This is a genomic window from Nocardia sp. CWNU-33, from assembly GCF_046764895.1.
Lineage (GTDB): Bacteria > Actinomycetota > Actinomycetes > Mycobacteriales > Mycobacteriaceae > Nocardia.
Window position 1 is genome coordinate 18,230 of the sequence record NZ_JBKOQN010000040.1, and the last position, 17,118, is coordinate 35,347.

The window sequence follows — 17,118 nt, forward strand, 5'->3', positions numbered from 1 at the left end:
AATTGAATGTGTTGTGGTACTGCCGGTTTCGAAAGATCACGCGAGTTCGGCGAGCGCGTCGGTGAGGACGGTGACAACCTCGTCGGGGTGGGTTTGCATGACGAGGTGCGGTGCGTCGATCTCGACGACCGATCGCAGCCCGGCCCGCTGGTATCCGAACCGTTCGACGTCTGGGTTGATGGTGCGGTCAGCGCTCGACACGATTCCCCAGCTGGGCTTGGTCTTCCATGCTGCCACCGACGCGGGTTCATTGAAGGCGATTGCCGACAACGGCCGCTGGGAGACTGCGAGCACCTTCGCCCGCGCGGTGTCGAGGCCTGCAGCGAATACGTCGCTGAAGGCTTCGATGTCGACCGATACGTCGGTTTCCGGCTCGCCGTTGGCGGTCGGATAGGACGCGTAGACGAGGTTGGCGGCCAGCTCCGAGTCCGGGAAACCGCCTTGCAGCTGCCCCAAACTTTCGCCCTCTTCCAGGGCATAGCCCGAGACGAAGACGAGACCGACGACGTTGTCGGCCACCCCGGCGACGGTGATAACCGCGCCGCCGTAGGAGTGCCCTGCCAGGAGCACCGGACCCTCGATCTGCTCGACGAAAGACCTGATGTAGGCAGCGTCCGCCGACAGGCTGCGGTTGAACACCGGCGGAGCAACGACCCGGTACCCCTTGGCCAGCAGCCGTGCGGTGACCGGATGCCAGCTGGAGGCATCGGCGAAAGCACCGTGCACGAGAACAATGGTTGCCGCGAAGGACATGGAGTTCCTTTCTCGATCGCTCGGATCGATGTGGATGGCGTCGTGCCGCACTAGCTTCCGCTGAGCGTTCCCGGCCGCGCCCCTCTCTACGGGCCGCAAAAACCCCCGATCAGGACACGGCGGCCGCAACCGGCGATTCGAGAGCGGCGCCCGAGCCGGTGGAACGGAAACGCCGCTGGTACTTGCGCGGCGAGATGCCGAGCCTGGCCACGAAGGCGCGGCGCAACGCTTCACTGCTGCCGTAGCCTGCGGCCATCGCGGCCTCAGTGACGGTGTGCCCGGCATGCAACATATCCCTCGCGACACCGAATCGGATGAAAGCGACGTACTCGGCGGGCGATCGTTCGAGTTCAGCCCGGAACAGCCGCGTCAGGTGCCGGACGCTGACCCGGGCATGGTCGGCCAAAGTCTGAACCGTATGCGGGAAGGCGGGGTCTGCGCAGATCAGATCGACGGCCTTGCGGACAACGGGGCTGCGCGGCACCGGCCCACTCAGCGAGGCGGAGAATTGCGATTGTCCACCGGCTCGCTGCATGTACACCACCAGTAACTGGGCAACCCGGCGGGCGATGTCCGCGCCGTAGTCCTCTTCGACGAGTGCCAGCGCGAGGTCGACGCCTGCCGCGACACCGGCCGAGCTGTACAGGTTGCCGTCGCGCGCGAAGATCGCATCCGGTTCCACCACCACCGAGGGATACCGCCGCGCGAGTTCGGCGGCGAATTTCCAGTGGGTCGTCGCGCGTCTGCCATCGAAGAGGCCGAGGTCGGCCAGGACAAAAGCGCCACTGCAGATCGAGGCCAGCCGCCGCGTGTTGCAGGACAGGTGCCGCGCCGCCGCAATCACCTCGGGCGTCACGAACTTCGTCGGGGGCAGCTCGCTACCGGGAATCACGATGGTGTCGAAACGACCGGCGTCGGCGGCCGCGCCGCTCACCTCGATCCGCGCGCCGATCGAGGTCTGCACGTTTTCGCCATCGGCCGAGATCAGGACGAGCTCGTAACCGGGCACCGTCTGGTTGGCCTCCACGAAAACCTCGGCCGGGCCGACGAAGTCGAGCATCTTGACACCATCGAAGACCAGAATGCCGATGCGCCGACGGGGCGGCTCTGCAAAATTAGGGGCCATGTCAACCATTATTATGGAGGGACGCCTCCAGAACAAGTGACGTGGGCCGCCTCGCACCACGATTGGTACGGTGAGCGCATGGGCAGGCCGCGGCAGTTCGATGAATCGAACTTGCTCGACGCCGCCACGGAGTTGTTCTGGTCGCGAGGATTCGACGAAACCTCGGTGGAGGACGTCTCGCGCGCGACCGGCGTCGGGAACGGCAGCATCTACGCCGCCTACGGCAACAAACGAGGCTTGTTCCTCGCGGCGTTCGAACGCTACTGCGAGCGTCGCGCCCGATTCGTTCGCGAGGTCATCGGGTCCGCGCCCGGCTCGGCACGCGCCGCGGTGCAGACGCTTTTTCAAGCGATCATCGACGACTGCGCCGCACACCCGGATCGGCGCGGCTGCCTGATGATCAACAGCATCGCGCAGCTCGCCACCCGAATCCCCGATGTCGCCGCCATCAGCACCCGGACCACCACAGCCATGGAGCAGGGCGTCGCCGAGCGGCTGCACGACGCTGCCCGCCTCGGCGGGGACACCATCGACGAGGCCGTGCTCTCGGCACACAGCGCCAATATCGTGGTGGTGACACAGGGCCTGATCCAACTGAGCCGCTTAGGAATTCCACCGGAGCGGTTACGTGAAATCGCTGACGTGTCGAGCCGGTCGCTGCCTTCGGCGTGGGCCGATCACGTCGTCCACTGACTGTTCAGCTCTGATCGAGCTGTCCCAGCTCCCGGATGACTCGGGCAAAGGCACGGACCTGCTCGGTTTCCCTATCGCTGCGCCAGACCGGCGCCCATCGCACCAAGACGGAATCGGTGATGGGTAGATAGGTGATGCCAGGGCGGTTGTAATAGCGGGCGATGTGGCTCATGCCGCTGGTGAGGATACCGCCGGTGCTGGCGGTGGTAAGGATGTCTTCGAGCGTCGAGATCGGGGCGACACGGTGGATGGGTCTGCCCGAAGGAGTCTGGAAGGGGCTGACGGCGTCCTCCCAGTAGTCGGGCAGCGGTGCGCTGGGTTCGAGCACGCCACGGTCGCCGAAAACCTCCAGTGACACCCATTTCTCACCCGCGAGTTCGTGATGGTCGGGCATCACTGCCACCATCGGCTCCACAGAGATGATCGGCCCGACGGTCACGCCCGGTTCTTCGACGGGCAACCACGCGATGATGATGTCGGCTTCGTCGCGATGCAGCGGTCCGAACTGATCGCTGAACTCGCTGCTGCGGATCTGCAGCTCCCAAGACGGGTGCCTGCTGCGGAAAACATCCCAGAACGGCTGGTAGTCATAGGGGTTGTAGCCGATCATGGCAACGCGGAGCACACCGGAAATACCCCTGGCGGCCTGGCGGGCGTGTTCGATCGCCTGAACGACGCCGTGATAGGCCGGCTGCAGTTCGGCAAGCAGTTGGCGGCCGAGCAGCGTGAGCTGGACGTTGCGGGGGTTGGACCGGTCGACCAGTCGGCCGCCGATCCTACGTTCCTGACTCTTGATCGACTGACTGACGCGGGCCTGCGAGATATGTAGCCGCCAAGCGGTTCTCCCGAAATGCAGCTCTTCGGCCAGCGTCAGAAAGATCTCTATATCTCGCAGTTCCACCGGGATGCTCCTGACAAGCCGTGCTCCATGACGACCGAAGACTACGATGTTTTCGCTGTTCGCGCGGCAGGTACCCCCGACGTCCCCTGCTCCGCGCCGACCAACCCCGCCGACCGCGGCGATCACCGCTCGCCCGCTGAACGAGCCACTGCCCCGTTTCGGAACAAAATTTTCCCCGAATCGCCCCCGACCAATACTTGAATGAGTAATACTTCGGAATGTGTCCACCAAATCGGATTTCGAGCGCATGCTGCGCGGGGCTGCACTGCGCGTGACGGCGCCGCGGCTGGCGGTGCTGACCGCGGTGCACAACCATCCACACTCCGACACGGACTCGATCCTCGGTCGAGTGCGCGAGACCCTCGGTGCGGTGTCCCATCAGGCCGTGTACGACGTGCTGCGGGCACTGACCGCCGCAGGTCTGCTGCGGCGCATCCAGCCGATGGGCACGGTGGCGCGCTACGAAACGCGCGTCGGTGACAACCACCATCACCTCGTGTGCCGGTCGTGCGGCGTCATCACCGACGTCGACTGCGCCGTCGGCGAGGCGCCCTGCCTGACCGCCTCGGACCACAACGGTTTCGTCCTCGACGAGGCCGAGGTCATCTATTGGGGCATGTGCCCCGACTGCTCCGCGAAACAGACGTCACCAACACCCCAGTGATCACAGCCCGATTCACTCACTCCCGAAAGGAATTGCCGTGCCCCAGGAACACCCGCCCATCGGAGAGGCGCAAACCGAACCCACCGCGAGTGGTTGCCCCGTCACGTCAGGTCGCCTCAAGTATCCGAGCGAGGGCGGCAGCAACCGTGACTGGTGGCCCAACCAGCTCAACCTGAAAATCCTCCAGAAGAATCCCGCCGTGGCCAATCCCATGGGCGAGGACTTCGACTATGCCGCGGAATTCAAGACCCTCGATCTGGCCGCGGTGAAGCAGGACATCGAGGAGGTGATGACAACCTCGCAAGAGTGGTGGCCCGCCGACTACGGCCACTACGGCCCGTTGTTCATTCGGATGGCCTGGCATGCCGCAGGCACCTACCGCATCAACGACGGTCGCGGTGGAGCGGGCGCAGGCATGCAGCGGTTCGCGCCGCTCAACAGCTGGCCCGACAACGCCAGCCTCGACAAAGCGCGCCGCCTGCTGTGGCCGGTCAAACAGAAGTACGGCAAGAAGCTCTCCTGGGCCGACCTGATCGTCTACGCGGGCAATGTTGCACTGGAGTCGATGGGCTTCGACACCTTCGGCTTCGGCGGCGGCCGCGTCGACCAGTGGGAGCCAGAGGAGGACGTCTACTGGGGTCCTGAGCACACCTGGCTCGACGACGAGCGATACACCGGCACCCGGGATCTCGAGAACCCCCTCGCCGCAGTTCAGATGGGCCTGATCTACGTGAACCCGGAGGGGCCCAACGGCAACCCGGACCCGCTCCTCGCGGCCACCGACATCCGTGAGACGTTCCGTCGCATGGCCATGAACGATGTCGAGACGGCGGCGCTCATCGTCGGCGGCCACACCTTCGGCAAGACGCACGGTGCGGGCGATGCTGACCTCGTCGGCCCCGAGCCGGAGGCCGCTCCCCTGGAAGAACAGGGCCTCGGCTGGAAGAGCTCCTTCGGCACCGGTGTCGGCAAGGACGCGATCACCAGTGGTCTGGAAGGCACTTGGACGCCTACACCGACCAAGTGGGACAACAGCTTCCTCGAAACCCTCTACGGCTACGAGTGGGAGAAGACCAAGAGCCCCGCCGGCGCGTGGCAGTACATCCCCAAGGACGGCGCCGGGGCGGGCACCGTGGCCGACGCCCACGACCCGTCGAAGAGCCACACCCCGGTGATGCTGACAACGGACCTCTCGCTGCGGGTCGACCCCGTCTACGAGCAGATCACCCGGCGTTGGCTCGACCACCCCGAAGAGCTCGCGGACGAGTTCGCCAAGGCCTGGTACAAGCTGACCCACCGCGATATGGGGCCGATCGTCCGCTACCTCGGGCCGCTGGTCCCGCAGGAGGCGCTGCTGTGGCAGGACCCTGTCCCCGCGGTGACGCACGATCTCATCGGGGCAGCCGACATCGCCGCCCTCCGGAGCCAGATCCTGTCGTCGGGTCTGTCTGTCTCGCAGCTTGTTTCGACCGCGTGGGCGGCGGCGTCGTCGTTCCGCGGCAGTGACAAGCGTGGCGGCGCGAACGGCGGACGTATCCGCCTCCAGCCGCAGAGCGGGTGGGAGGTCAACAACCCCGACGAGCTCGCACAGGTGGTGCGGACTCTGGAGGGGATCCAGGAGTCCTTCAACGCGACCCAGACCGGGAACACGCGGGTGTCGTTCGCCGATCTCGTAGTGCTCGCCGGGTCCGCGGCCGTCGAGCAGGCCGCCAGGAACGCCGGCCACGACGTCGAGGTGCCGTTCACGCCGGGACGCACGGACGCCACGCAGGAGCAGACCGATGTGGAGTCCTTCTCGGCGCTGGAGCCGAATGCGGACGGCTTCCGCAACTACCTCGGCAAGGCCAGTAGGCTCCCGGCCGAGTACCTGCTGATCGACAAGGCGAACTTGCTGACCCTGAGCGGTCCGGAAATGACCGTCCTCGTCGGCGGCCTGCGCGTGCTCGGCGCGAACTACAAGCAGTCGCCGCTGGGCGTGTTCACCGCGACCCCCGAGTCGTTGACCAACGACTTCTTCGTGAACCTGCTCGACATGGGCACGAAGTGGGAGCCGACGTCGCCCGACGACGGGACCTACGAGGGCAAGGATCGCAACAGCGGCGAGGTGAAGTGGACAGGTAGCCGCGCCGACCTGGTCTTCGGGTCGAATTCGCAGCTGCGCGCTCTGGCAGAGGTCTACGCGACCGACGATGTGAAGCAGAAGTTCGTCGAGGACTTCGTCGCCGCGTGGACCAAGGTGATGAACCTGGACCGGTTCGACCTCGCCTGATCACGGCGCGACGACCGGCCGACGGGCCGGTCGTCGCGGCCTCGTACGGCACCCCGCGAGCAGATACCGCTCGCGGGGTGTCGTGCGCTTATTCTTCAGTGGCAGTGGCGGTTTCGTGGACCCGGCGCCACTGGTTGCGATAGTCGACAATGCTCGGTATCCCCGTGACCGTGCGGCGGGTCCCGCCGGCTCGGGATGTGCAGGCATAGCGGCGGTTTCGTTCACGAGTCCGCGGCGACGATGTGCACGCCGCTCGCGATCACGGCGGTCGCGGTCAGGCCGAAGATGGCGTGGAATGTGTCGCTGAAGTGGCTGGGGGAAGCGAACCCGGCCTCGGTGGCGGCCCGGGTGAGGTCCATCCCTTTGCCTACGGCAGTGGCGACGTACAGCATTCGTGCCCACACACGGTATCGGCGGAAACTGGTGCCCGCGTGTACCGAGAAGAGATGGAGAAATCGGGAGGTGGATAGCCCCGCCGCGGCGGCGAGTTCGGCCGCGGTGGGATTGCGGGCCGGTTGATCTCTGATCGTGAGCATGGCGGCGCGGATGCGTCCGTCGATGATCGGAGGTTCCGGTGCACCGAGCACACGTTCGAGCAGCGGCCCGGAATCCGGCGCCTGCGAGTCACGCAGATAACCGCCGATCGCAGACTCGGCTCGATGGTGGAAACAGATGCTCGGTGACTGGTCGAGCATCGCGGCGCGGAGGTTCCGACTGCGTGCCGCGCCGGGGTCGAGATACAAGAACAGCATTCGACCATCGCCGGAGACGATCTGATGCCTGGTCCGCGCGGGGATCAACGCGCTGCAGACGTGGCGTTCACCGCATTCCGACGCGTGCAGCGTGAACGGGGCATCCACCCCCATGGCGAAACAATCCACGGCAGTGGTGTGTGCGTCGAGATGAAATGACGGTCCGAGGTACGCGGCATGCCCGGGCCACAGCCAGATCGTCGGAGTCATACGCCTCATGATCGCACCGCGGGAACGCCTCATGCGATCGCGATCAACAATCCCGCACCGACCGCTTCGACGCAGAAATAGAACCAGATCGGATAGAACGGTGTCGCGGTGTCGAGTAGCCGCGACACCAATCGGCCACAGGCCATGCCCGCCAACGCGATACCGACAGCAATCACGATTCCGGCGTGGCGGTCGGTGCTGCCCGCGGCCGCCCACCACAGCATGGCCGCCACCGCGATGCCGAATCCGCCGTATACGGCTCGGATTTCGGAACGGCTCTGCGGCGTCTGGAGTCGGATGCCGAACGGCCGGGCCAGCGCGGCCGGAGCGATCAGCGCGAACACGCCCATGGCACAGAACATCACACCGATAGCGACGACGGTTGCGGTCCTCATCACGACGCCGCCACCCGGGTCGATGCAGGATCGGACGCCTTGCGCGTCACGAGCGCGAACCCGACGGCGAGCGCGATCAATCCCGCGACATCGAACCACGCGATCCGCACGAGCGACGAGTTTCCCGAAGGCTGGGCCAGCACCAGAATGATGAAGCCTGCGAAACTCGTCGCATTCGCCGTCACCGCGGCATTGCGCAGATGCGGCCGAAAAACGGCGACGAGCAATCCGACGCCGACTATCCCGAACAGCAACCCCCGATGCCGCAGCAGCACCTCGACATCACTGCTCACCGCATCGATGCCATATGCCGAGCGGGCCCACTGCGTCGATACCGCGCCGAGCATCGGCACCATATTGAGTAATCCGGCTGCAACGAGCAGCCCCAGTCCCCACCGTCGCACACCCATATCTCCTCCGATTTCCGTCGCTGCGATCATGACGGGCACACGGCACCGTCCGCTTCCAGAAACGTGTCGCGGCGCAAGCGGGTCCTCCTTTAGGAGGTTGTGGCTCGGAGTCGGTGTCGCCGAGGCTGGATCGCAACCGATTCAGTGCTTCGAAGGAGACCGCTCCGTTGCCCAGGCTCGACGTTCGCAATGCCGACACCACAGCGGCCGGTTTGTCCGCCCTGCGCCGGGGCGCACAAACCAGGGGTGGCCTGGTTCTTGCGGGTGGGTTGGCGGTATTCGTCGGTGCCGTGGTCGGCCTGCTCGTCAGCGGTCACGACTCGATCGTCCCGTCCACGGACTCCGATGATCGGCTGCCGCTGGCGGGTGCGTTGTTGCCGGTCGCCGCGGGGCTGCTACTGGTGCGACTGGTGCCGCTGCGCGCGGCCGTGCTCGCGCCCGAGGTCATCGGAGACCGGCGGGTGCTGGTCAGGGAGACCGTGGTGATCGCCTGGGTGGCGGTGCTGATCCCGACGGTGTTGTTCGCGCTTATCGTCGCGGGGACGTCGAGTGATGGCGTCCAAACCCTATGGGCCCTCGGCAAGCCGATATTCTTTCTGATCCTGCCCTGGCTCGCATTCCGGGCATTCCGCTCGGCGCACGACATATCGGCGCCACATCGGGAACAGCACGTGTGGTGGCCGCGGCGCGGGTGGCGCTGGCTCGCACCGATTCCCGCGCTACTGGCCTTCGGCTACCTCAGTTCGGTCGGGCCGTTCTCCGGTCCGCTCCCGAGTGCGGAGGATTATCCGGATCCGGTGGTGCTGGTCATCGGCGCCACGGTGACCGTGTTGACCGCCAATATCTGCGAGGAAGTGTTCTACCGCGTCATGCTGCAGACCCGGCTGGAAGCGCTGCTCGGCCGCTGGCCGGCAATCGTGCTCGCCGCGTTGCTGTTTGCCTGGCTGCACCTCCCGACACATGGACAGGGTTCGGCCGCACTGAGCGGATTGCCACTCACGTTGGGAGCCATCGTGGCATTCCAAGGCACCTACGCGCTGTTCGCCGGCTACCTCTGGGCTCGGTATCGCAATGTGTGGGTGTTGGTGGCGGCGCACACCATCATCAATACCGTTCCGTTGCTACTGATGTAGGCCGATGGGCAGGCAAGTACCGATCTAACGCCTCCCGCCGACCCCGCCCGATCGATCCCGGCCGTCCGCAGCCGAGGGCGCGGCGTCGAAGGCCAGCAGCACGCGGATGGCGTCGGCCCAATGACGCAGCGTCGTTTCGACCGATTTGTCGGAGGTGTGCAGCACTCTGGCGATCGCTGTGCCGCGCAGCATCGTGATGGTGAGGTCGCGGACCACCGGATACCTCGGGTGTGCGGTGATCAGCGGGCCGAACAGGTCATCGACAACGCGGAACAGATCGCGGCCCGCCGCGCGCTCGGCCGCGAGCAGCACCACCGCCAAGTCGGGGTCGGTGCGCGCGGCCGCCCACAACTCGGACTCCGCCTGCGCAGGCGGTCGCGTCATCGTCTCGTGCAGTGCCGTCAACGCGCGTTGCACCGGGTCGGCGGAGTCCCCGAGCCGTGCAGCGGCGGCGCGCGCAGCCTGCTCGTTCAGCTCGACCAGATTGGCGATCAGCGCCTTCGACAGATCATGGATGGTCGGGAAGTGGTGCAGGAGCGCGCCGCGGCTGAGACCGGCCGCGTGCTGGACAGCGACCGTGGTCAGGGCCGAGTAGCCGCGCTCGACCAATAGCTGGGTGGCCACGTCGAGGATGCGAGCTCGGGTGGCTCGCTTCTGTGCGTCGCGTGTGGTCAATGCCGGCCTTTCGCTGTGTTCGGCCATCGATGCCCGAGAATTTCACAGTCACTATTGACTGTCAATGCCGCGATCGGTCAAGCTCCATACAAACGCCCGACTTCGGCGGGCCCGGCCCGGACGCGGCGGCACCCGCCGTACTTCCGCCCCCAGCGAAGGGAAAAACCTTGACCGACAACAACACTCATTCCGGTCAGCGCCCGGCAGCGTGGTATGAGAACTGGACGGAGGTGCCCGATTCCCCCTGGCAGAATCGGCCCGAGCCCGGCGGCGACCGCGAATACCGGACGCTCACTTACGAGCGCGACGGACGCATCGCACGAATCACCTTCAATCGTCCGGAGAAGGGCAACACCATCACGCCCGACACCCCGATCGATCTGGCGCACGCGGTCGAGCGCGCCGATCTGGATCCGCGAGTGCACGTGATCGTGGTGTCGGGGCGCGGCAAGGGTTTCTGCGGCGGCTACGACCTGGACATGTTCGCCGAACAAGGCTTCGGCAGCGCCGACGCCGCCGTCGATACCACGGGCACCGTTGCCGACCCGGCGGTGCAGGCGGTCAACCACAACCCCTGGGGCACCTGGGATCCGATGATCGACTACGCGATGATGAGCCGGTTCAATCGCGGCTTCGCCAGCCTCATGCACGCCAACAAGCCCACCGTGGCCAAACTCCATGGCTTCGCCATCGCGGGCGGCACCGATATCGCGCTGTACGCCGACCAGATCATCTGCGCCGACGACACCAAGATCGGCTACCCGCCCACCCGAGTCTGGGGCATCCCCGCCGCAGGTATGTGGGCACACCGGCTCGGCGACCAGCGCGCCAAACGACTGCTCTTCACCGGCGACTGCCTCAGCGGCAAACAGGCCGAGGAATGGGGCCTCGCGATCGAATCGTGGCCCGCCGACGAACTCGACGCACGCACCGAAGCCCTCGTCGAGCGGATCGCACGCATGCCGGTCAATCAACTGATGATGGCCAAACTCGCCCTCAATTCGGCACTGCAGTCCCAGGGTGTCGCCAACTCCGCCATGATCAGCACCGTCTTCGACGGCATTTCCCGCCACACTCGCGAGGGCTACGCCTTCCAACTGCGTTCGGCCACTGTCGGTTTCCGCGAGGCTGTCCGCGAACGCGACGCGCCCTACGGCGACCACAAGCGCGCCCAGTTCGACCGCTGACCACCTGCCCGACAGACGGCGAACAACAGACCCGTCTCGGAGGGCCGACCGGGACGTTGGATGCCGCACCGATCCGTGTGTGCAAGGCCGTGGTGCTGATGATGCCCTGACGAAACAGCGATGACGCGCGGCCGACCCGAGCGATTTGTGACCCGAAATGTGACGCCGCCGCGGGGTGGGACTTTCCGGACCGCAGCCAGGGTTGTACGTGGCGTCGATATGAGGAGGTCATGTGGCACCGGAATACAACAGGAATCCCGCCGCGGTCACTGCGCTGTCGCCGGAGCAGTATCACGTCACGCAGGAGAACGGGACCGAGCGAGCATTCACGGGCGAGTACTGGGACAATCACGAGCCGGGTATCTATGTGGATGTGGTGTCCGGTGAGCCGTTGTTCGCCTCGGTCGACAAGTTCGACAGTGGCTCGGGATGGCCGAGTTTCACCAAACCGATCGACGCCGCGAATGTGGTCGAGAAGCGGGACTTCAGTCATCTGATGATCCGCACCGAGGCGCGTTCGGCGCACGGTGACAGCCATCTCGGGCATGTGTTCACCGACGGGCCGGCCGCGGCGGGCGGCCTGCGGTACTGCATCAATTCGGCGGCGCTGCGGTTCATCCACCTCGACGACCTCGAGGCGGCAGGTTATGGGCAGTACCGAACTCTCTTCGCGAAGGAGCAAGCGTGACCGACACGCGGAAGGCGATTCTGGCAGGCGGATGCTTCTGGGGCATGGAGGACCTGATCCGCAAGCAGCCAGGGGTGGTGTCGACGCGGGTCGGCTATACCGGCGGACGCAACGACCACCCCACCTATCGCAATCACCCAGGCCACGCGGAGGCGGTGGAGATTGTCTATGACCCGACGCGGACGGACTACCGGACGCTGTTGGAGTTCTTCTTCCAGATCCACGATCCGTCGACGAAGGACCGTCAGGGCAACGACATCGGCACCAGCTACCGTTCGGCGATCTTCTATCTCGACGACGATCAGCACCGTGTCGCGCTCGACACCATCGCCGATGTCGACGTCTCGGGCCTGTGGCCGGGCAAAGTGGTCACCGAAGTGACCCCGGCGAGCGAGTTCTGGGAGGCCGAGCCCGAGCACCAGGACTACCTGCAGCGCTACCCGGACGGCTACACCTGCCACTTCCCGCGACCGGGCTGGAAGCTGCCGAAACGGCAGACCACCGCACAGTAGGCACGGCACGCCGCGCCGCCCCGGACGGAGCCGCTGAGGCCATTCGAACGCGGGGCGGCCGGATTCGTTTGCCGAGCAGCGTGGAAGATGCGGACCGTGACCTGTTCATCGCGGGTCTCGGTCAATCGGACTGGTCGGCCCGAGAGCTTGCGCCGCTGTTCTGAGCTGCTCGGCTTCGGGCTTCCTGCCCAGATCCTCCAAACGTTCTGCCTGGCGGGTCATGGCGTCGACGAGAACGTTGGTCATGGAAGCCTTGGCTTCGATGACGCTGTCGCCCAGTGCGGCGAGGATGCGCCGGTCCAGGGCGATCTGCTCGGTAGCGACGGCAACGGCGGCGTCGGTTCGGCCCGAGAGGTCGAGGAAGTACGTTTCGAGCGTGAGCGAATCGGCGAAACGGCCGAGGTAGGGGCGACCAAGAACGGTTCGGGTGATGCGCCGGCGCAGCGCCGCCGATTCGGCACTGTGCGTGACGGCCTGCGCGAGTTCGCCTGCGGCGCCGAGCTTTCTGGCAGTTTCCAGCTGGAACTCCGCGACGTCGTCGAGTATCTGATGGTAGTCGAGGACGAACGGAGGCACCCGCACCCCGATCAGCTCCCTGGCGGTGGGGAGCGTGACAGACAGGGAGTGGGCGGCGTCGAATTACGAGGTGTTCGGCTTCACCAGTTCGGTATGAATCGTGAACCGCAGCAATGGCCCCTGCAACCACGCACGACCGACCTCGGTCGCCACCGCCCTGGCCATGATCACCGCCCCGATCAGACCCACACCGATGGCCGCGAGCCACACCCCGGGCGATTCGTGCAGGACTTTCACCACCGCGGCAACCGCCTCGAGCACGCCGAGCGCGATGAACACCCCTCCGCTCACCGCGATCACCCAGCGCCGTTTCGCACCGAGCACGATCTCGACCATGCCCTGGAATGTTCCGACCAACCCGATACCGGGTAGCAGCGCGAGGATGAAGTATTCGTTTCCGGTCAGCAGGATCAGCGGAACGACGATCGCCAGGATGACGACCGTTCCGATCAGAACCGCGCTGAGCCTGGGAAGCTCGTCACCCACGCGACCACTCTCGCACGAGACCCGCTACCGGACAGGGGTTTTCACCCGTTACGACACCGGAATCCCGGCGCGCAGGAAAGGTCGGACTAAACCCGAGGTCGATGACTCCACAGCACCGAAACGCGGCAAGTGCCCGCGGCGGACTCGAGTGGCGATCCCCCATTTTGCGGGCAAGAGCTCGTGTCATTGTGCACCGACGTCGGCTCCCTCTACCTCACCGAGCTGGTCCGATCCAACCGGATGTGATCTGCACCGACGCGATTCCGTTGCGCGGCACCGATGGCGTGCTGCGATTGTTCAAGGGCAGCGTCCAGCTCTTCCGCACCGCCGCGCACCTGCGCCACCACCACCGTCGGATGCCACGTGGAGTGATGATCTCGGTGAACGGACCAGGACATGAGGCCTGGACGGCGCAGCCGAGGTCTCAGGTGGACGGGCCGAAGCGGCGTGCGAATTCTTCGGCGAGGCTACCTCCTGCGGCGGCGACGATGGCGCCGACCGCGGGGTGGCCGATCAATCCGGTGATGGCACCGGCCAGCTCGGGCAGTCGGCGCGCGAACCAGTTTCGTACATATTCCATGGTGGAAAGGTCCGGTTCGGTCGCGGTGGCGGCCTCTTCGAGTTCGTCGAGCCGTTCGTGAGCTTGGTCGCCTAGTGGGCCCTCGGCTGGCAACTGCACACGGACGCGGGCGAACTCGGCCTGCAGTGCCGAGAGGTCGGCGCCAATGTTCAGGCTGGAGTCACGACCGGCATCGACACGGCTGACCGTGTTGTGGTTGACTGCGGAATGGGCATGCGCCGCGCCCGATCAATTCTCCAGGTACGACAGTTCGATTTCGCCGCACTCAGGGGTTGTCTTCTTCGCCGCGGCCGACCGCCACCACCTCCACTACCGGCACCACCGGTACGTCCGGCACATCCTGGGGAATCGATTCCAGTTCCCCGAATTGTGGCTCCGCGGGAAGAGTGACCGGAATGCCTTCCAGCAGCCCTCCCCCGGGGATGTTCTCCCACCGTGCTCGGTACGTACCAGCGACAGTGCCGAACAGCGATTGAATCACAATCGAATAGATGGCCGCAGGCACCGCATCGAATCTAATCTCCACCGACGCACCCGCAACAAACGAGACTGCAGAGCTTTTCACCAATTCGGGTCCTCCACCTGGTGTACGAAGTACCAGCCCGAGAAAAAACCCACCGTCGTTCTGATCGACCTGCAGTCCGAGGACAACATCAACAGTCCTATCGAGGACGAACTCGGTCAGTTTACTAGGAATGGGGGAACTACTTGTAAATGATCCCGCATCGAATTCCACTCCCATTGCGGTCACCGCCTTCAACAAAATAGATGGTTTGCTCTGGCCACACCGAAGCTGCGACTTCGGGTCGTTAACACGGGTAGTAGCGTCACACCATCGCATTTGCTTGTATCGAGTAGTGGCCTACTCGACTCGGCGTCGCAGCCGGCCGGCTCCCCGGCTGAATGACGCCACCTCGCGGATCGCCTGTGAATCACGGTATGCGACTGGTGTCTCCCAATAGCTCGAGCCATTCGCCGACCAGCGCCAGTACGAAATCCGATGCAAGGCTAGTGCTGGCATGCCGCATCGGGTGGCGACGGCTCGCCATCGGGAGAGCAACAGCCTGGCGCGCAGCACGAGTCCACGGCGGCCGGATCTTGGGATTCGGCCGCCGTCTCGGCGCCGGGTTTGACGGCTTTGATGATCGCGGAGTGCATGCCGTCGGCGACCTGATGGGTCGAGGTGATCTCGATGTCGGTGAATCCGGCTGCAGTGAGGTGGTTTCGGTACTCGGTGAACGACAGCGCCCCTGCGATACAGCCGACATAGTCGCCTCGTTCGGCGCGCTGGGGTGGGGTCAATTCGTCCTCCGCGACGACATCGGCGATACCGATGCGCCCACCCAAGGTCAGGACTCGGGCCATCTCGGCGAAAACGGCGGGTTTGTCGACCGACAGGTTGATCACACAGTTGGAGATCACCACATCGATGGTGTTGGCGGGCAACGGAATCGCCTCGATGTTTCCCTCGAGAAATTCCACGTTGCGCGCTGCGGCCTTGGCGGTGTTCTCGAGTGCCAGGGCCAGCATTTCCTCGGTCATGTCGAGGCCGTATGCCTTGCCGGTCGGCCCGACACGGCGCGCGGAGAGCAGCACGTCGATCCCGCCACCGGATCCGAGGTCGAGGACGCGTTCGCCTTCGCGCAGTTCAGCAACCGCGGTCGGGTTGCCGCACCCCAATGATGCTGCGCCTGCTCGGATCGGGAGCTGGTCGCGGTCGGTAGCCCCGTACAGGCTTGCGCCGAAGGTTTGATCGACCGCGATGGGGTCGGTCCCGCAACAATCCTCGGCGACCCCGCCCGCGGCAACAGTTCTGGCCGCGTGCGCATACCGGGCTCGCACGGTTTCACGGAGTTCGATCTGCTGGTCTGTCATGACATCACGTCCCTGATTGGTTGGAATCCAGGCCGGAGCAGGTAACCGACCCAACTGTATTGATGAATGTCTATACAGCTTGCGCCGCTGAATAGAAGTCTGTCAATATAGATATGTGTCTAAACAGGATCTGCCAGTCATCGCCTCCACCGACTGCTGCAACAGCACCCTCGCAGCCCCGCTGGACCACGAGGTGGCCGTGGAGTTGGCGAGCGCGTTCAAGGCGCTGGCCGATCCGGTGCGGCTGCGGTTGCTGTCGCTGATCGCCTCCCGGCCCGGCGAGGAAGTGTGCGTCTGCGAGCTGACCCCGCAGTTCGAGCTATCCCAGCCCACCATCTCCCACCACCTCAAAGTGCTGCGCGAAGCCGGGTTGATCGACTGCCAGCGGCGCGGCACCTGGGTTTACTACTGGGCGATTCCCACAGCGCTGCACCGACTTTCCGATGTCTTGGTCACTACCGGTGCCGACCGGGTCGAAGCACCCGCATGACCGACGTCGCTTTCACGCCCGCAGCACTGAAGCGTCGACTGCTGGCGGAGTTCACCGGGACTGCGCTGCTGGTGACCATCGTGGTCGGCTCGGGCATCGCGGCCAGCGAGCTTTCTCCCAACGATGTCGGGTTGCAGCTGCTCGAGAACTCCACCACCACCGCCCTCGGGCTCGCGGTGTTGATCCTGGTCTTCGGGCCCGTCTCCGGCGCCCACTTCAACCCGGCTGTCTCGGCTGCCGACTGGCTGCTGGGTCGCCGCCACGGCACCGGCCTGACCGGCGGCTATGTCGCCGCCTACCTGATCGCGCAGATCGCAGGAGGCGTGCTGGGCGCGATGCTCGCGAACATCATGTTCGATCACGAGCTGGTGCAGATCGCGACCCATCACCGCGCCACCGGCGGGCATCTGGTCGGCGAAATAGTTGCTACTGCAGGGCTGATCGCTGTCATTTTCGCCCTCGCGCGCACCGGCCGCGCCAGCTACTCCGCAGCTGCGGTCGGCGCCTACATCGGAGCCGCCTACTGGTTTACCAGCTCCACATCCTTCGCCAACCCCGCGGTCACCCTCGGGCGGATGTTCTCCGACACCTTCGCCGGGATCGCTCCCGCCTCAACCCTCGGATTCATCGCCGCTCAAGTCCTCGGCGCGCTGATCGGGCTCGGCCTGGTCACCATCCTGTATCCGCATACCACTACCGCCGACAACACCGTCGTCGCGCACAACGTCTCCGCTGACTGAAAG

General features: G+C 65.3%; 21 protein-coding genes. 9 read left to right on the forward strand and 12 right to left on the reverse strand.

Annotation, left to right across the window (positions count from 1 at the left end):
* Positions 1–36: 36 nt before the first annotated feature.
* Both ACLMAL_RS33920 and ACLMAL_RS33925 read right to left on the reverse strand, forming a co-directional pair.
* Positions 37–753: an alpha/beta fold hydrolase gene (locus ACLMAL_RS33920; protein WP_412002799.1), complete on the reverse strand. Its 717-nt coding sequence runs from the start codon at positions 751–753 to the stop codon at positions 37–39.
* A 109-nt stretch (positions 754–862) separates the two neighbouring features.
* Positions 863–1,879, reverse strand: a complete 1,017-nt coding sequence (locus ACLMAL_RS33925) for a GlxA family transcriptional regulator (RefSeq protein ID WP_412002829.1) — start codon at positions 1,877–1,879, stop codon at positions 863–865.
* Positions 1,880–1,957: 78 nt separating this feature from the next.
* Here ACLMAL_RS33925 and ACLMAL_RS33930 point away from each other — a divergent pair, with 78 nt between their 5' ends.
* The gene (locus ACLMAL_RS33930) at positions 1,958–2,572 is read left to right on the forward strand and encodes a TetR/AcrR family transcriptional regulator (RefSeq protein WP_412002800.1); all 615 of its coding nucleotides are present in this window, start codon (positions 1,958–1,960) and stop codon (positions 2,570–2,572) included.
* Positions 2,573–2,576: 4 nt separating this feature from the next.
* On the opposite strand, the gene ACLMAL_RS33935 is transcribed toward ACLMAL_RS33930, so the two are convergent.
* Positions 2,577–3,473, reverse strand: coding sequence for a LysR family transcriptional regulator (locus tag ACLMAL_RS33935; protein ID WP_412002801.1), 897 nt, complete (start codon positions 3,471–3,473; stop codon positions 2,577–2,579).
* A gap of 247 nt (positions 3,474–3,720) precedes the next feature.
* Between ACLMAL_RS33935 and ACLMAL_RS33940 the strand changes: the two genes are divergently transcribed.
* Both ACLMAL_RS33940 and katG read left to right on the forward strand, forming a co-directional pair.
* On the forward strand, positions 3,721–4,137 hold the full coding sequence (locus ACLMAL_RS33940; protein WP_412002830.1) for a Fur family transcriptional regulator: 417 nt from the start codon (positions 3,721–3,723) through the stop codon (positions 4,135–4,137).
* A 37-nt stretch (positions 4,138–4,174) separates the two neighbouring features.
* Positions 4,175–6,406 (forward strand): catalase/peroxidase HPI, encoded by a 2,232-nt coding sequence (katG, locus tag ACLMAL_RS33945; RefSeq protein WP_412002802.1) that lies wholly within the window; start codon positions 4,175–4,177, stop codon positions 6,404–6,406.
* A 221-nt stretch (positions 6,407–6,627) separates the two neighbouring features.
* On the opposite strand, the gene ACLMAL_RS33950 is transcribed toward katG, so the two are convergent.
* The 3 genes from ACLMAL_RS33950 to ACLMAL_RS33960 are packed head-to-tail and all read right to left on the reverse strand — an operon-like array spanning position 6,628 to position 8,167.
* Positions 6,628–7,368 (reverse strand): helix-turn-helix domain-containing protein, encoded by a 741-nt coding sequence (locus ACLMAL_RS33950; protein WP_412002803.1) that lies wholly within the window; start codon positions 7,366–7,368, stop codon positions 6,628–6,630.
* A 29-nt stretch (positions 7,369–7,397) separates the two neighbouring features.
* Positions 7,398–7,763 (reverse strand): DUF4345 domain-containing protein, encoded by a 366-nt coding sequence (locus tag ACLMAL_RS33955; protein WP_412002804.1) that lies wholly within the window; start codon positions 7,761–7,763, stop codon positions 7,398–7,400.
* Positions 7,763–8,167 carry a hypothetical protein gene (locus tag ACLMAL_RS33960; protein ID WP_412002805.1) on the reverse strand — a complete coding sequence of 135 codons (405 nt, stop codon included), beginning with the start codon at positions 8,165–8,167 and terminating at the stop codon, positions 7,763–7,765. The genes ACLMAL_RS33955 and ACLMAL_RS33960 overlap by 1 nt, the downstream gene beginning before the upstream one ends.
* Before the next feature lie 173 nt (positions 8,168–8,340).
* Here ACLMAL_RS33960 and ACLMAL_RS33965 point away from each other — a divergent pair, with 173 nt between their 5' ends.
* Positions 8,341–9,306 (forward strand): CPBP family intramembrane glutamic endopeptidase, encoded by a 966-nt coding sequence (locus ACLMAL_RS33965; RefSeq protein WP_412002806.1) that lies wholly within the window; start codon positions 8,341–8,343, stop codon positions 9,304–9,306.
* Positions 9,307–9,330: 24 nt separating this feature from the next.
* On the opposite strand, the gene ACLMAL_RS33970 is transcribed toward ACLMAL_RS33965, so the two are convergent.
* Complete coding sequence (locus ACLMAL_RS33970; RefSeq protein ID WP_412002807.1) at positions 9,331–9,981, reverse strand: TetR/AcrR family transcriptional regulator; 651 nt, start codon at positions 9,979–9,981, stop codon at positions 9,331–9,333.
* A 167-nt stretch (positions 9,982–10,148) separates the two neighbouring features.
* Here ACLMAL_RS33970 and ACLMAL_RS33975 point away from each other — a divergent pair, with 167 nt between their 5' ends.
* The 3 genes from ACLMAL_RS33975 to msrA all read left to right on the forward strand — a co-directional run bounded on the left by ACLMAL_RS33975 (position 10,149) and on the right by msrA (position 12,368).
* The gene (locus ACLMAL_RS33975) at positions 10,149–11,168 is read left to right on the forward strand and encodes a crotonase/enoyl-CoA hydratase family protein (protein ID WP_412002808.1); all 1,020 of its coding nucleotides are present in this window, start codon (positions 10,149–10,151) and stop codon (positions 11,166–11,168) included.
* Between the two features lie 232 nt (positions 11,169–11,400).
* Positions 11,401–11,856, forward strand: coding sequence for a peptide-methionine (R)-S-oxide reductase MsrB (gene msrB / locus ACLMAL_RS33980; RefSeq protein ID WP_412002809.1), 456 nt, complete (start codon positions 11,401–11,403; stop codon positions 11,854–11,856).
* Positions 11,857–11,900: 44 nt separating this feature from the next.
* Complete coding sequence (gene msrA / locus ACLMAL_RS33985) at positions 11,901–12,368, forward strand: peptide-methionine (S)-S-oxide reductase MsrA (RefSeq protein ID WP_406239463.1); 468 nt, start codon at positions 11,901–11,903, stop codon at positions 12,366–12,368.
* Between the two features lie 105 nt (positions 12,369–12,473).
* On the opposite strand, the gene ACLMAL_RS33990 is transcribed toward msrA, so the two are convergent.
* From ACLMAL_RS33990 to arsM, 5 genes are all read right to left on the reverse strand, one after another.
* Positions 12,474–12,950, reverse strand: a complete 477-nt coding sequence (locus ACLMAL_RS33990) for a hypothetical protein (protein ID WP_412002810.1) — start codon at positions 12,948–12,950, stop codon at positions 12,474–12,476.
* A gap of 57 nt (positions 12,951–13,007) precedes the next feature.
* Positions 13,008–13,430 (reverse strand): hypothetical protein, encoded by a 423-nt coding sequence (locus ACLMAL_RS33995; protein WP_412002811.1) that lies wholly within the window; start codon positions 13,428–13,430, stop codon positions 13,008–13,010.
* A 424-nt stretch (positions 13,431–13,854) separates the two neighbouring features.
* Positions 13,855–14,010, reverse strand: a complete 156-nt coding sequence (locus ACLMAL_RS34000; protein ID WP_412002812.1) for a hypothetical protein — start codon at positions 14,008–14,010, stop codon at positions 13,855–13,857.
* A 265-nt stretch (positions 14,011–14,275) separates the two neighbouring features.
* The gene (locus ACLMAL_RS34005) at positions 14,276–14,770 is read right to left on the reverse strand and encodes a hypothetical protein (protein ID WP_412002813.1); all 495 of its coding nucleotides are present in this window, start codon (positions 14,768–14,770) and stop codon (positions 14,276–14,278) included.
* A gap of 248 nt (positions 14,771–15,018) precedes the next feature.
* On the reverse strand, positions 15,019–15,885 hold the full coding sequence (gene arsM, locus ACLMAL_RS34010) for an arsenite methyltransferase (RefSeq protein ID WP_412002814.1): 867 nt from the start codon (positions 15,883–15,885) through the stop codon (positions 15,019–15,021).
* A gap of 115 nt (positions 15,886–16,000) precedes the next feature.
* Here arsM and ACLMAL_RS34015 point away from each other — a divergent pair, with 115 nt between their 5' ends.
* A complete protein-coding gene (locus ACLMAL_RS34015; RefSeq protein ID WP_412002815.1) occupies positions 16,001–16,375 on the forward strand; it encodes a metalloregulator ArsR/SmtB family transcription factor in 375 nt (124 codons plus the stop codon).
* The gene (locus tag ACLMAL_RS34020) at positions 16,372–17,115 is read left to right on the forward strand and encodes an aquaporin (RefSeq protein WP_412002816.1); all 744 of its coding nucleotides are present in this window, start codon (positions 16,372–16,374) and stop codon (positions 17,113–17,115) included. The genes ACLMAL_RS34015 and ACLMAL_RS34020 overlap by 4 nt, the downstream gene beginning before the upstream one ends.
* Positions 17,116–17,118 lie beyond the last annotated feature (3 nt).